At 67.6% G+C, this 13,390-nt stretch carries 13 protein-coding genes; 4 read left to right on the top strand and 9 right to left on the bottom strand.

Annotation, left to right across the window (positions count from 1 at the left end):
- Positions 1 to 7 precede the first annotated feature (7 nt).
- Entirely contained in the window at positions 8 to 802 is a 795-nt protein-coding gene (locus RTY13_RS01435; RefSeq protein ID WP_312780618.1) for a TlpA disulfide reductase family protein, read from the bottom strand.
- A complete protein-coding gene (dsbD, locus tag RTY13_RS01430) occupies positions 799 to 2,697 on the bottom strand; it encodes a protein-disulfide reductase DsbD (protein ID WP_224764426.1) in 1,899 nt (632 codons plus the stop codon). The genes RTY13_RS01435 and dsbD overlap by 4 nt, the downstream gene beginning before the upstream one ends.
- 62 nt (positions 2,698 to 2,759) lie before the next feature.
- Here dsbD and RTY13_RS01425 point away from each other — a divergent pair, with 62 nt between their 5' ends.
- Together RTY13_RS01425 and RTY13_RS01420 are read left to right on the top strand one after the other, a co-directional pair.
- Positions 2,760 to 3,413, top strand: coding sequence for a response regulator transcription factor (locus RTY13_RS01425; protein ID WP_035308676.1), 654 nt, complete (start codon positions 2,760 to 2,762; stop codon positions 3,411 to 3,413).
- Positions 3,410 to 4,741 carry an ATP-binding protein gene (locus RTY13_RS01420; protein WP_035308677.1) on the top strand — a complete coding sequence of 444 codons (1,332 nt, stop codon included), beginning with the start codon at positions 3,410 to 3,412 and terminating at the stop codon, positions 4,739 to 4,741. Before RTY13_RS01425 ends, RTY13_RS01420 begins: the two co-directional genes overlap by 4 nt.
- A gap of 398 nt (positions 4,742 to 5,139) precedes the next feature.
- On the opposite strand, the gene RTY13_RS01415 is transcribed toward RTY13_RS01420, so the two are convergent.
- The 3 genes from RTY13_RS01415 to rpmB all read right to left on the bottom strand — a co-directional run bounded on the left by RTY13_RS01415 (position 5,140) and on the right by rpmB (position 7,566).
- The gene (locus RTY13_RS01415; RefSeq protein ID WP_312780615.1) at positions 5,140 to 5,304 is read right to left on the bottom strand and encodes a hypothetical protein; all 165 of its coding nucleotides are present in this window, start codon (positions 5,302 to 5,304) and stop codon (positions 5,140 to 5,142) included.
- Positions 5,301 to 7,007 carry a M1 family metallopeptidase gene (locus RTY13_RS01410; RefSeq protein ID WP_312780614.1) on the bottom strand — a complete coding sequence of 569 codons (1,707 nt, stop codon included), beginning with the start codon at positions 7,005 to 7,007 and terminating at the stop codon, positions 5,301 to 5,303. The genes RTY13_RS01415 and RTY13_RS01410 overlap by 4 nt, the downstream gene beginning before the upstream one ends.
- Before the next feature lie 262 nt (positions 7,008 to 7,269).
- Positions 7,270 to 7,566, bottom strand: a complete 297-nt coding sequence (rpmB, locus tag RTY13_RS01405) for a 50S ribosomal protein L28 (protein WP_312780612.1) — start codon at positions 7,564 to 7,566, stop codon at positions 7,270 to 7,272.
- 215 nt (positions 7,567 to 7,781) lie between these two features.
- On the opposite strand from rpmB, the gene RTY13_RS01400 reads away from it, so the two are divergent.
- Positions 7,782 to 8,276, top strand: coding sequence for a DUF3617 family protein (locus RTY13_RS01400; protein WP_312780610.1), 495 nt, complete (start codon positions 7,782 to 7,784; stop codon positions 8,274 to 8,276).
- An 84-nt stretch (positions 8,277 to 8,360) separates the two neighbouring features.
- Here RTY13_RS01400 and RTY13_RS01395 read toward each other — a convergent pair whose 3' ends face one another.
- Together RTY13_RS01395 and fdxA are read right to left on the bottom strand one after the other, a co-directional pair.
- Positions 8,361 to 8,927, bottom strand: a complete 567-nt coding sequence (locus RTY13_RS01395; protein ID WP_296172362.1) for a CarD family transcriptional regulator — start codon at positions 8,925 to 8,927, stop codon at positions 8,361 to 8,363.
- Between the two features lie 312 nt (positions 8,928 to 9,239).
- Positions 9,240 to 9,581 (bottom strand): ferredoxin FdxA, encoded by a 342-nt coding sequence (fdxA, locus tag RTY13_RS01390; RefSeq protein WP_207825511.1) that lies wholly within the window; start codon positions 9,579 to 9,581, stop codon positions 9,240 to 9,242.
- A 170-nt stretch (positions 9,582 to 9,751) separates the two neighbouring features.
- Here fdxA and RTY13_RS01385 point away from each other — a divergent pair, with 170 nt between their 5' ends.
- On the top strand, positions 9,752 to 10,387 hold the full coding sequence (locus RTY13_RS01385; RefSeq protein WP_312780606.1) for a YceI family protein: 636 nt from the start codon (positions 9,752 to 9,754) through the stop codon (positions 10,385 to 10,387).
- A 121-nt stretch (positions 10,388 to 10,508) separates the two neighbouring features.
- Here RTY13_RS01385 and RTY13_RS01380 read toward each other — a convergent pair whose 3' ends face one another.
- Together RTY13_RS01380 and RTY13_RS01375 are read right to left on the bottom strand one after the other, a co-directional pair.
- The gene (locus RTY13_RS01380) at positions 10,509 to 10,796 is read right to left on the bottom strand and encodes an RNA-binding S4 domain-containing protein (RefSeq protein ID WP_312780605.1); all 288 of its coding nucleotides are present in this window, start codon (positions 10,794 to 10,796) and stop codon (positions 10,509 to 10,511) included.
- Complete coding sequence (locus tag RTY13_RS01375) at positions 10,793 to 13,291, bottom strand: helicase-related protein (RefSeq protein ID WP_312780604.1); 2,499 nt, start codon at positions 13,289 to 13,291, stop codon at positions 10,793 to 10,795. The genes RTY13_RS01380 and RTY13_RS01375 overlap by 4 nt, the downstream gene beginning before the upstream one ends.
- Between the last annotated feature and the right edge of the window lie 99 nt (positions 13,292 to 13,390).

Here is a 13,390-nt window from a genome sequence, read left to right as displayed (position 1 = left end):
GAGGGGGTCAGTGCAGACGCGCGATTTCGGTCGCGATCTGTTCGGGGGCGATTTCCCCCATGTGGGCCTTGGCCAGACGGCCGTCGGCGTGGAGGAACAGGGTCACCGGAAGGCCGGCCGTACCGTAGTGGCGGGGCAGCGCCATGGCCTCGTCGAACAGCACATGGTCGAGGGCCAGCCCCTGGCTCTGCAGAAAGGCCCGAACGCCGGCTTCGCCCTCGCCCTGGTTGACGAAGAGGAAGCGCACATTCGGATGGGCTTTTTCGGCCTGGGCCAAAGCCGGCATCTCGCGCCGGCAGGGCGGGCACCAGGTGGCCCAGAGATTGATCACCGTAGGCCGATCGATCGGCGCCGAAAGGTCGATCGCCGGTGCGTCCATCGCGGCCAGCGTCAGGGCGGGCGGCGCCATGGGCTGCGTCGCCGAGGCCAACTGATGGGCGGTGGTCCAAACCAAGGCGCTGGCCAGCACAGGCGCAATGGCCCAGGCGCGTTCGCGCGTCGTGCGCAGCAGCAGAATGGTGGCCAGGATCACGACCGGCGCGACCCAGATCCAACTGAATCCGCCCTGCCAGACCGCGAGCGCCCGCCACGGGTCAGCCCCGAAATACTCCCAGTGCGTCGCCACGTGACCGAGGCGGGCGACCGCCAGACCGCCGAAGACTAGGACCGTGCTCCACAGGTTGAAGCGCGGGCTGACCCGGCTGGCCAACAGCCCGACGCCGATCATGAAGACGAACACGCCGGCGATGATGGCGAACCGCTCGCCCGACAGGACGAGCGGGCCCAGGGTGATGGCGTTCATGCGGCGGCTCCGGCGCTCTGCAGGGCGGAGGCGACGTCTTGGGCCGACATCTCTCCGATCAGTCGGCTGCCCGGCGCTTCGGTCGCCGAGGGCGACAGGAAGATCATCGTCGGCGGTCCGATCACTCCGTGCCGCTCAAGAAGCGCGCGCGCCTCGGGCGTGCTGCGCGTGACGTCGACCTTGATGAGGTCGGTGTTCGAAAGGCCGGCGATGACCGCGGGGTCCTCGAACACCGTCCGCTCGATCACCTTGCAGCTGACGCACCAGTCGGCGGTGAAATAGACCAGGGCGGGACGTTCGCGCGCGGCGGCATCGGCGACGGCGCGGTCGAGCGCCGTCTGATCCAGCACGACCGCTGCGGTTTCGACCGGCGCGGCGGCTGAGATTCCAGCGGGCCGCGCCAGGGGCTCAAGCGGACGCCACGGGTCGTCCGCCCCGAGACTGAGGCCGACCAGCAGCAACAGGCCCCAGGTCGCGGCCGCCAGGCCAGCGACACGTGCGACGCCGTTTCTCAGATTCGGGCTCAGCGGCTGGAACAGGCCGAGAGCCGCCGCCAGACCGAGCGCCAGCGCCGCGCCGAAAGCCAGCGTCGCGCTCGGCGGCAGGATGCGGCCGGCCAGCCACCAGGCCATGCCCAGGAAGATGAAGCCGAACAGCATCTTCACCCGGTCCATCCACGGCCCAGCCTTGGGCAGGAAGCGCGCGCCGACCGTGCCGAACACGATCAAGGGCACCCCCTTGCCCAGGCCCAGGAAGAACAGGGCCGCCGCGCCCAGCCCAACGTCGCCGGTCTGTGCGATATAGAGCAGGGCACCCGCCAAGGGCGCGGTGACGCAAGGGCCCACGATGAGGGCGGAGACGAAGCCCAGACCTGCGGCTGAGGGCAGGGACCGCCGTCCGTCACCGCTGTCGCGGGACAGGCGGCTGGTCCAGGCCGAGGGCAGTTGCAACTCGAAGCCGCCGAACATGGACGCGGCGAGAACGACGAAGACGACAACCAGAGCGCCGATCGCCCAAACCGACTGGAGCGCCATCTGCAGGTTCTGTCCGGACCAGGCGGCCGCGACGCCCAGCAGGGCGAAGGCGACGGAAAGGCCCAGCACATAGGCGACCGAGAGCATCAGGCCTCGGCGCGTACCGCGCCCGTCCACGCCGCGTCCGATGACGCCGGCCAGGATCGGGTACATGGGAAAGACGCAGGGCGTGAAGGCCAGAAGCACGCCGAAACCGAAGAAGGCGAGCAGGACCCAGGTGGCCCCGCCCTGCAGCGCCAAGCGATCGACGAAGCCCGGGCTGGGGTCCGGGATGACCGCCGGCGATGGCGCGACCGGCGGAGGCGCCAACGCGCCCTCATCACTCGCGAGTGCGGGTGTGGGTGCAGCGCCCGGCGCCTGGATCGCCAGCAGAGCGGCGGCCTGAGCGGTCTGCGCATCGGCCTCCCGAGCGGCAACCTCGGACTGCGGCCGGGTCGGCACGTCCACTGTCCGCGTCATCGGCGGGTAGCAGATCGAGTCCTCGAGGCACCCCTGGTAGGTGATGTTGACCGACGTCGGGCCGCCAACCTGCGTCAGGGTCTGCGCCGATAGGGTCGCGCGACCCTCGTCATGCCAGACGTCGACGACGCCAAAGCCCGGATCGTCCTTGGTTTCGCCGGTCGCAAGCTCCAGAGGCAGCGATGCTTTCCCGCCCGGCGTGCTGGCGACGGTGTGGTCACGATAGAGATAATGGCCGGGCGCAATGTCCCAGGCGAAGGCCAGGTCGCCGTCAGCCTCACGCGTCACCGTCAGGGAGAAGGCCTTGTCAGGCGATAGCGGAGCCTGACCCAATGCCGAACCCGGAAGGGTGAAGGACAGGATCGCGAGAGCGGCGGGCAACAGTCGGCGGAAAAACCTCATGGCCATCTCGTCGGCAAACGAGCTTAAGTCAGGCTTAAGCCGCAACTTCCACCTCACGCCGCATGAGACTGCTCGCCATAGAAGATGATCCCGTTCTCGCCGACGGCCTCCAGGTCGGGCTCAGCGCCTGCGGCTGGACGGTCGAAGTCGTCGGGCGGGTCGAGGACGCCCTCGCGGCGCTGGAAAGCTCGGCGTTCGATGCGGTCGTGCTGGATTTGGGTCTTCCTGATGGCGACGGCCTTTCGGTGCTGCGTTTCGTTCGCGAGCGCGACATGGATGTCGGCGTGGTGGTCTTGTCGGCGCGCGATGACAGTCGGGACCGCATTGTGGGTCTGGACGCCGGCGCGGACGACTATGTCGGCAAGCCTTTCGATCTCGACGAACTGGCGGCGCGACTGCGCGCGGTGCGGCGTCGCCTGCTTGGGCGCTCGGCGCCCGCCTTGCGCCACGGCGGGGTGACCCTTGATCCCCAGTCGCGTCTGGCTTGGCGTGAAGAGGGGGACCTGCCCCTTTCGAGACGTGAGTTCGCCATCCTGGAGGCCCTGATGGAACGGCCTGCACAGGTCCTCTCGCGCAGTCAGCTAGAAGAACGCCTGTACGGTTGGCAGGAGGAGATCGGCTCTAACGCGGTGGAAGTGCACATCCACTATCTCCGGGCCAAGTTGGGAGCCGGCTTCATCCGCACCGTCCGCGGCGTAGGATACACCCTGCAATGAGCTCGATCCGCCTGCGTCTGTTCGCCACCCTCGCGCTCGTGACCGCCCTCGTCTGGGGCGGCGCGGTCGTCTGGGTCGAGATCCAGACCCGGGCCGAGGTGCAACGGGTGCTGGACCGGCGCCTGATGGAGTCGGCCCGCATGGTCTCGTCCCTGATGCAGGCCGGCAGCGTGCGCCCGGCGATGCAGGCTCCGGAAAGCGGGGCCGCCGATGTCTACGACCGTCAGCTCTCCTGCCAGATCTGGTCGCTGGAAGGCGATCTGATTGGTCGGTCCCAAAGCGCGCCTGCGGAGCGGTTGTCGGAAGGGGGCGACGGTTTTTCAGAACGCACGATCCGGGGCGAGCGCTGGCGCGTCTACACGGTGCATGATCGTGATGCCGGTTTCAGGGTCATGGTCGGGGACAATCTGGCCGTTCGCGAGCACCTGGTCGGCAATGTCGTCACCGCTTTGATCGGTCCGGCGGTCCTTGGTCTGCTGGTGCTTGGCGTATTGATCTGGTGGTCGGTAGGGCGGGGGCTGACCCCTATTCGACAAATGACCCGCAGCCTTGCGGTACGGGATGCGGAAGATCTGACGGCGTTGGACGTATCGCCGGACGCCCGCGAACTCCGTCCCTTCGCCCTGGCGCTGAACGACTTGATGTCACGCCTTGGCGCAGCGCGACGTCGCGAGGCCGAGTTCACGGCCGCTGCCGCGCACGAATTGCGTACGCCTCTGGCAGGCCTGCGCGTCCAGGCGCAGATTGCGGCGTCGTCTTCGGATACGGCCGTTCGAAGACGCGCGCTGGAGCAGATCCAGACCTCTGTCGATCGCACTGCCCGCCTCGTCACAGGTCTTCTCGTCTTGGCGCGCGAGGACGAGATGCCGGTTAGCGACGAAGATCGCCGCTGGGTGACGCTTCGGTCGCTGTTTGCAGGAGCGGAAGGCGATGATCGGGTGTCGATCGTTGAAGGTGACGCGCTGCTTAACGTGGATCCAGATCGCTTCGAGGCAGCGGCTGCCAATCTCCTCGCCAACGCGCAGGCGCATGCGGCATCCTCAGTCGTGATCAGTTACGACCCGACTTCCGGGCGTTTAATCGTCGAGGACGACGGCCCGGGCGTGGCCTTCTCGGATCTGCATCGGCTGGGTAGGCGCTTCTTCCGTGCGGCCAATGCACCTTCCGGAGGGAGCGGTCTGGGCCTCTCTATCGTCCTCGCCACAGTGAAGGCCCATGGGGGACAGGTGCAGTTCTTGCGCTCACCAGGAGGCGGTCTCCGTGTCGAGGTGATAGTTGCTATTGAGGCTTCGGGGTCGATGCATAAGCCTAGCACGCTGACCGACTAACAACGATCTCGGCACGCCGAAAGGGTGAGCTCGGGGCCGATCGCGGATCGGAGGCGGACATTAGATGTTCTCACCTCCAGCGTCTGCTGATGCAAACGGCTGCTGGTCGCACAGCGAGGATAGCCCGCACGCACCCCACTGCTGGCTCACTAAGTTGGGCTAGGGCTTTCGGCGGCTCAGCGGCCGCTGGTCGGGAGATTTCCGACCGGGTTTCTGCTATGGGATTTCAGGAAGTGGGTATTGATCCAGATTGCTGGCTCTTCCCCTCTTCTGGTGACCATATGGTGACCAATCGTCGCTGAGATTTCCTAAGTTCTTAGAAAAATCAGCTTTATCAATAGGATAGAACGAGAGTTCGCGGCATCGAATATCCTCTACTGGGACATCGAGCTGGAGCCCTAGTCCTGATCCTTCGGAGGGATCTGGCGAATGCGGTCTTCCATGGTGGTGAAGACGGTCAGCTTGGGCGGCGTGTCCGGGCGAGGCAGGCGGTGGAAGGCCATCCACCAGGCGAAGGCGACGAAACCGACCACGGCGGCGCAGGCGATGATCTCGAAGATCATGAGGCCGGCGCCTGCTGCGACGCCTTCCAGACCTCGAGGTATTCAAGGCGGCGCAGCACCTTGGAGCCGGGGTCCAGCAGCACGTGGACGCCGGCGGGGGCGGTGAAGCTGGCGCGGCCGTCGGTCATGGGCAGGGTGCGGGTCTGGCCGTCCACCTCGACCTCGACTGGCAGGGGGAAGGGGCGGCCGTTTCCGGTCTTCCATTCCAGGGTCACGCGCTCGCCGTCGCGGGTCATGACCAGGTCGGGCAGGGCGGCCTGATACAGGTAGGCGTCGAAGAACCAGCCGAGGTCCTGGCCGGTCACGGCGTTGACGATGGCGATGAACTCCGGCGTCGTGGCGTAGCGGGGCGCGAAGTTGCCGGGCTTGGGATCGGGGCGGCCGTAGACCAGCCGACGCAAGGATTCGTAGAAGGCCTCGTCGCCGATATGGAGGCGCAGGGTGTGGGCGATCAGGGCGCCCTTGTAATAGAGGTCCAGCCCCGGCCCGGTTTCACTGTTGTAGACGGTTCCGGCGTCCTGAGGCTTGCCCGAGACCACAGGGAAGCGATTGGACAGCGTCAACCGCATGGTCTGCAGTTCGGACTGCATGGCGCGTTCGCCGTTCAGCCAGCGGGCGTAGAGGGGCTGCATATAGGTGCCGAAGCCCTCGTGCAGCCACATGTCGTCCCAGTCGGCGTTGGTCAGCTGATTGCCGAACCACTCGTGCGCCAGTTCGTGTTGCAGCAGCCAGTCGTAGCCCTTGCCGTCCAGCTTGTAGCCGTTGCCGTAGGCGTTGATGGTCTGGTGCTCCATGCCCAGGTGCGGGGTCTCGACCACGCCCATCTTCTCGTCCCCGAAGGGGAAGGGGCCGATGGTGGCCTCGTAGAAGTCGAGCTGCTTGGGGAACTCGGCGAAGAGGGCGGCGGCCTTGGCCGGTTCGTCCGTGGCCAGGCGCCAGAAGCGCAGGGGAATCACATTGCCGAAGCGGCTGGGGTAGTCGGCGGCCATCTCGACGAAGGGGCCGACGTTCAGGCTGATGGCGTAGGTGTCGGGCTGGCGCGCGATCCAGTTCCAGGTGGTCGTGCCGTCGCCGTTGTCGGTCTTGCCCAGGAATCGGCCGTTGGCGGGGGCGCTGAGGGCGGACGGGACGGTGATGTGCAGGTCCACGCGGTCGGGCTCGCCCTGTGGATGGTCGACGCAGGGCCAGAACAGGTCGCAGCCCTCGCCCTGCACCGCGCTGGCGATCCACGGCTGGCCGTCAGGCGTGGTCGACCAGACGAAGCCGCCGTCCCAGGGCGCGCGCTTGGCCTGATGCGGGCGACCGGCGTAGGCGATGCGGACTGAGGCCGTCTGCCCGGGCGTCAGGGCGCGGGGCAGGGGGATGGTCAGGCGACCGTCCGGGTTGGACCAGCCAGCGACAGCCTGGCCGTCCACGGTGATGGAGGCGATGGCGAATAGGGTGTCCAGTTCCACCACGACGGCGGGCGTGGGCGCTGTGGCGGTGAAGTCGAGGACGGCGACGGCCTCGATCGACTGGGTCTCGGGCAGGAGCTTGAACGACAGGTCGGCCTTGTCGAAGCGCAGGGCCAACTGCTCGGGCGTGCGCGCCGTGCCGCTGGATAGGGTGAAGGCCGTCGAATCGCGAGCCGGGGCGGCTTCCTGAGCGAGCGCAGGCGCCGACAGCAGGGCTGTGGCCAGGCAGAGGGCGGCGGTCAGGCGCAAGGCGATGGCTCCACGAGGATCGAGCCGGGAGGGTAGCGGTTGGGGCGGGGCTCGCAAGCCCGCACCCCGCTTGCCGTCATCCTCGGGCTTGACCCGAGGATCGAGCTTAGGGCGCGCTCGGCCTTGCGGACGTCGCGCAGGCGGACAACCTGATCCTCGGGTCAAGCCCAAGGATGACGGCCTAAATGGTGAGCGAAGAAGCAGACAAAGAAAAAGGCCGGTGTTTCCACCGGCCTCTTCAGATCTTGTCAGACGGCGCTGATTAGGCGGCGGTCTGTTCAGCCAGCTTGGCCTTGACCTGACGCTTGATGCGCAGGGCGGCGGTCGACAGCTTTTCGTCGCGAGCCTTGACGATGAAGGCGTCCAGGCCGCCCTTGTAGTCCAGGGTGCGCAGCGCGGCGTTCGAGATGCGCAGCGAGAAGGTTTGGCCCAGCGACTCGGAAGCCACCTTGACCGTCTTCAGCGACGGCAGGAAGCGGCGCTTGGTCTTGATGTTCGAGTGGCTCACATTGTGGCCGACCATCGGGCCGATACCCGTGAGTTCGCAACGACGCGACATCTTAAGATCCTCAAGGTCACATCCGCGAACGTGTGCGGACGCATGAAACAGGTGCACGCAGCGGGCGGACCCCTGCGAGAGAGGGGGCCGTATAGAGGAATGACTCGGAGGCCGTCAAGGCTGGAGTCGAGTCAGGCTGGGGATTGCGCCGTGATGACCGCCGGGGATCGTCATCGTTCAGCCGACGTTCAACGACCTGCTATATAGAGGATCGCATGAAGACCTATCGGAAATTCCCCATGAAGACCCTGTCCGTCTCGCTGGCGCGCGCCGCGGCCGTGGCCGCCCCCGTCGTCGCCGGCGCCGTGATGTTGGCCGCGCCGGCCTCCGCCCCGCAGGCCCAGGCCAGCCGCAGCGAGGTCCTGCCCGGTTATTGGGAATACACCACCAGCGTCATGGGCGCGCGCGACACGGAGCAGAAGTGCGTCCGTCCCAGCGAGATCAATCGCTTCTTCGGCGGCCTGTCGACGCGCAAGTGGCAGTGCACCTATCCGACGCGTCAGGTCGGGGACGGCAACGCCCGCTTTGAAGGCAGCTGTCAGGACCGCAAGGGACGCCGCATCAATGTACGCCTGAACGGCACCTATCAGACCGAGAGCTTCCGCTTCAACGGCGGGGCCCAGTTGGCGCGCGGCACGCCCTATATCCCGGCCAGCATCACGGCTCGGCGGATCAGCGCCCAATGCCCGGCGAACGCGGAGTATTTCTAAGGCTGAGTCGCAGGGATGTGATGGTCATAGAAAAAGGCCCGGCGTTTCCGCCGGGCCTTTGTCGTATCCGTCTGTCGCCGTGGATCAGGCGGCTTCGGCCTCAGCTTCGGCCTCTGCGGCGGCCAGTTCAGCGGCGGTCGGGACCGGCTTCTTGGCGCTCAGCGACTTGGCGAGAAGGGCGACGGCGGCGTCCTTGTCGATGCGGTTGGCGGCGGCGACTTCGCGAGCCATGCGGTCCAGGGCCGATTCGTAGAGCTGACGCTCCGAATAGGACTGTTCCGGCTGGGTGTCGGCGCGGTGCAGGTCGCGGACCACCTCAGCGATCGAGATCAGGTCGCCCGAGTTGATCTTGGCTTCATATTCCTGGGCGCGACGCGACCACATGGTGCGCTTGACGCGAGCGCGGCCCTTGAGGGTCGTCAGGGCCTTGGTGACGGTGTCGTCGGCGGCCAGGGTGCGCAGGCCGGCGGTCTTGGCCTTCTTGGTCGGGACGCGCAGGGTCATTTTTTCGTGGTCGAAGGTCACGACATAGACCTCCAGCGACATGCCGGCGACTTCCTGAGTCTCGATGGCGGCCACCTTGCCGACGCCATGGGCGGGATAGACCACCGCGTCGCCAACCTTGAATTCCAGACCGGTCTTGCTCGTCATGTCATTCCTTTCCCGGAACAGGGGCGAAGCGAGGCGCTGAGCGCAGCTGATGGGCGAAAACAACCCCGCCGCCGGAAACTGGTCCCGTCGGTTGGGCGGTCAGGTCACACATCAGAAGCGAAAGCGGATCACCGAACCTCTGGCCGACCCCGTCTGTTCGGCGGGGGACTGTCGCAAACGCGGGCGGCGCGCATGACTGCGGAACCGCCCGTTTCGAATAGGGAGGAACCTATCATAAAATTAGGAAATCTCAAAACATCCACAGGACGACTGAGCGGTTCCGGCACTTTGTGACCGGATTGTGTTCAGGTCTTAGGAGCCCTTGCCGGGCTTCTCGCTGAAGTATTTCTCGAACTTGCCGGTTTCGCGTTCGTACTGTTCGCGGTCGGCGGGCGGCGTGCCTTTGACGGTGATGTTGGGCCAGACCTTGGCGTATTCGGCGTTGACCTGCAGCCACTTGCCGTCCGGCTCGTCCTCGGTGTCGGGGACGATGGCGTCAACGGGGCATTCCGGCTCGCAGACGCCGCAGTCGATGCATTCGTCGGGCGCGATGACCAGGAAGTTCTCGCCCTCATAGAAGCAGTCCACCGGGCAGACCTCGACACAGTCCATGAACTTACATTTCACGCAGGCGTCGGTGACGATGTAGGTCATGGCGGTCGGGTGGGCTCTCTGGCGCAATCAGGGTCGAGGGCGGGCACATGGCCCCGTCGGAACCAACTGTCAACCGAGGGCGCTGTTCAGCGGCGCGGGGCGCTTGACGGGGCGGGGGCGTCTCTGCATCCCATGCGATTACAGATCATCGCTCAGAAGGAGGTTCGCCCATGCGTTTCGTCACCCGTTCCGCAGTCGTCCGCATCGGCGCCGGGGCCCTGGCTCTCAGCCTTCTGGCCGGGGGCGCCGTCGTCGCCCAGGCGGCCCTGACCCGCGTGCCGTCAGAGGTCCAGGGCGGCGACTACAAGCTGGATCCCGCCCACGGCAAGATCACCTGGTCGGTCGATCACCTCGGCTTCTCGACCTATGTCGGCCAGTTCGTGAACGTTCAGGCCGAGCTCAAGCTCGATCCGGCCAATCCCTCGGCCAGCAGCCTGACGGCGACTATTCCGCTGACGGATGTGGCGTCGAACTCGGATGGTCTGAACCGCCACCTGCAGACGGCGGACTTCTTCGACACCGCCAACCACCCGGTCGCCACCTTCCGTTCGACACGCATCGTCGTCGATCCGTCCGATCCCGACGAAGCGACGGTCTATGGCGAACTGACCCTGCGCGGGGTGACCAAGCCGGTGACCATGGAGGTCGACTTCAATCAGGCCGGCCAGACGCGCGGCGGCTACAAGGCCGGCTTTGACGGCGAGGCCAAGATCAAGCGCTCGGACTTCGGCATCACCTTCGGCCTGCCGGCCCTCGGCGACGAGGTGGAGTTGCACATTGAAGGCGAGTTCGTGAAGCAGGGCTGAGTTCTCCTCCCCATGCAATGGGGAGGTGGCGCGGCCGCGTGGCGGTCGTGACGGAGGGGCCGTCTGCAAAGAGCCCCTCCACCGCTGCGCGGTCCCCCTCCGCACAGGGCGGGGAGGAAAATCAGCCTTCCGGCGCGTCGAGCGCGGCATAGAGGGCGCGGGCTTCCTCGGGAGGGCCGCGCCTTTCGCCTAGATGGAGCACGCGCACGGCGATCAGCCGCCCGCCTTGTGCGAACAGGATGTCGTCGCCGGGGTGGACGCTGCGGCTGGGCTTGTCGAGCCGGGTCTGGACGCCGTGGTGGGTCAGGCGGACGGCGCCGCGCTCGACCATGTCGGCGGCCAGGCTGCGGGTTTTGGCGAAGCGGGCGCGCCACAGCCACAGGTCGATGCGGCAGCTTTGCACGCTCATGCAGAGGCGCCCTTGCGCCTCGGGCGGCGCTTGCGGCGCGGGGGCGCGGGCGGCTGGGTCAGTTGGGCCAGGGCGGCGAAGGGCGAATCCTTGGGCGGCGGCGCGGGCTTGCCCGGGCGCGGGGCCTTGTCGGCGCGGGGGAGACGCAGGGCGGCCTGCACCTGTCTGGCCTGTTCGGCGGTCCAGCCCAGTTCGTTCAGGGCTTCGGACGACAGCGGGGCCTTGCCCGTCGCGCGCGACAGGTCGGCGAAGCGTTCCAGGGCCTCGACCGGCGCGCTCCATGATCCGATCGCGCGGCGACCGAAGGCGGACAGCGCGCGGGGCGACGGCGCGGGCGAGGACAGGGGGATCAGGGCCTCGCCGCCGGGGCGGAAGGGCTCGGTCACGAAGGCTTGCGCCAGCAGCCGGGCGCGGGGCTTGAGTGCGCCGGGCAGCCATACCGAATGGGCGCCGACGCGGATGGCGAAGGTCTTGACCGTGCGCCGCTCATGCTGGCTCAGCGCCGCCAGATCGCGTTCGACCTCGGCGCGGGGAATGACGCCGCCCGCCTCGATCAGGCGGAAGGCCAGACCGCGCGGCAGGCCGGTCAGGGCACCGCTGTCGACCGCCTGACGCAGGCGGCGCAACTCACGCAGGGCGCGCCCGGCCTCGGACGCCAGCCAGGCCTCGGTGCGGCGCTGCGCCCGTTCGCGCGCCGGGACCGGGCCGAGTTCGCCCAGCAGCCGCACGCGCGGCGCGAATGGATCGTCATTGGTGATGCGGGCCGTCAAAGCGCCCTGCCACAGGACGTCGCCGCCGCCCGAACGCGGATTGGGAATGACGCTGAAGGCCTCGTCGGCCTCGGCGGCCAGCCTGCCGAGGCGCCGGGCGATCTCAGGCCCGACGGCGCGGGTCGCGGCCTGACGCAGGGCGCGATCGGCCAGGGCAGAACCGCCGGCGTCGGGGGTGAAGTGGACCCCTTCCAGATGGCCGACCACCTCGCCCTCGACCGTCACCTCGCCGTCGTCGCCCACGCCCGCGAGGGTGTCGGAGCGCACGTTCAGCGCCCGCATCAGGGCCGTGGTGCGCCGGTCCACAAAGCGCGCCGTCAGCCGTTCGTGCAGGACGTCGGACAGACGCTCTTCCAGCGCCTTGGTCTTGTCGCGCCAGCCCTGCGCCTGATCCATCCAGTCGGGGCGGTTGGCGATGTAGGCCAGGGTCCGCACCCCGGCGAGGCGGGCCGACAGCTGGTCGATCTGGCCGTCGTCGCGGTCCAAGTCGTTGAAGCGCGGGGCCACCCAGTCCTCGGTCAGACGGCCGCGGCGGCTGGTCAGGGCGGTGAAGATCTCTTTCGACAGGCGGGCGTGTTCGTCCAGCGTCGTCTTCTGGAAGTCCGGCAGCTGGCAGGCCTCCCACAGACGCATCAGGGCCCCGCGTGAACGGGCGATCTTCTTGATGTCGTCATCGGCCGCAAAGCGCCGCAGTAGGGTCTCGTCCAGAGCCTGGGCCGTCAGCCGCAGGCCGAAGCGCTCGGGCGAGACGGTTAGCGAGCGCAGCAGGTCGGGCAGGGTGTCGAAGTCCAGCCGTCCGTGACGCCATTCGGCGGCCTCGACCGGATCGAAGCGGTGGCTGATCACCTGTTCGAGGATGTCCTCGTCCAACTCCTCGGCCTCGCCCGTGACGCCGAAGGTGCCGTCGCGCAGGTGGCGTCCGGCGCGACCGGCGATCTGGCCGATCTCGGCGGCGTGCAGCCAGCGGGTGCGCCGGCCGTCGAACTTCCTGAGCCCGGCGAAGGCGACATGGTCGACATCCATGTTCAGCCCCATGCCGATGGCGTCGGTGGCGACCAGGAAGTCCACCTCGCCCGACTGGAACAACTCGACCTGGGCATTACGGGTGCGGGGGCTCAAGGACCCCATGACCACGGCGGCCCCGCCTCTCTGGCGGCGCAGCAGCTCGGCGATGGCGTAGACCTGCTCGGTCGAGAAGGCGACCACGGCGCTGCGGCGCGGCAGGCGAGTCAGCTTCTTGGACCCGGCGTAGGACAGGGTGGACAGGCGCTCGCGGGTGACGATCTCGGCGTCTGGGACCAGGGCGCGGATCAGCGGCCCCATGGTCCCGGCCCCCAGGAACATGGTCTCGAACCGGCCGCGCGCATGCAGCAGGCGCTGGGTGAAGACGTGGCCGCGTTCCGGGTCGGCGACCAGTTGGATCTCGTCGACGGCCAGGAACTCGACCTGGCGCTCCAGCGGCATGGCCTCGACGGTGCAGACGAAATAGGCCGGGCGCGGGGGGACGATTTTCTCCTCGCCGGTGATCAGGGCGACGGCGGCGGCCCCGCGCTGCTTGACGATCCGCTCGTAGATTTCGCGCGCCAGCAGGCGCAGCGGCAGGCCGATCATGCCCGAGGCGTGACCCAGCATCCGTTCGACCGCCAGATGGGTCTTGCCGGTGTTGGTGGGGCCCAGGATCGCCGTAACGCGCGATGGGGCCAGACCTGCGGAACGATCACTCATGTCGAGTTCAAGGTGGAGAAGCGCCCTGGGTTTCTCAAGCGAAACCGCAGATCGAGGGCAAGAATGAACAGATGCTTTCCGGCGCCTGGAACGGGCGCG

This window comes from Brevundimonas sp., assembly GCF_032055285.1.
Classification (GTDB): Bacteria; Pseudomonadota; Alphaproteobacteria; order Caulobacterales; family Caulobacteraceae; genus Brevundimonas.
This window is presented reverse-complemented; position numbering and strand designations above follow the sequence as displayed.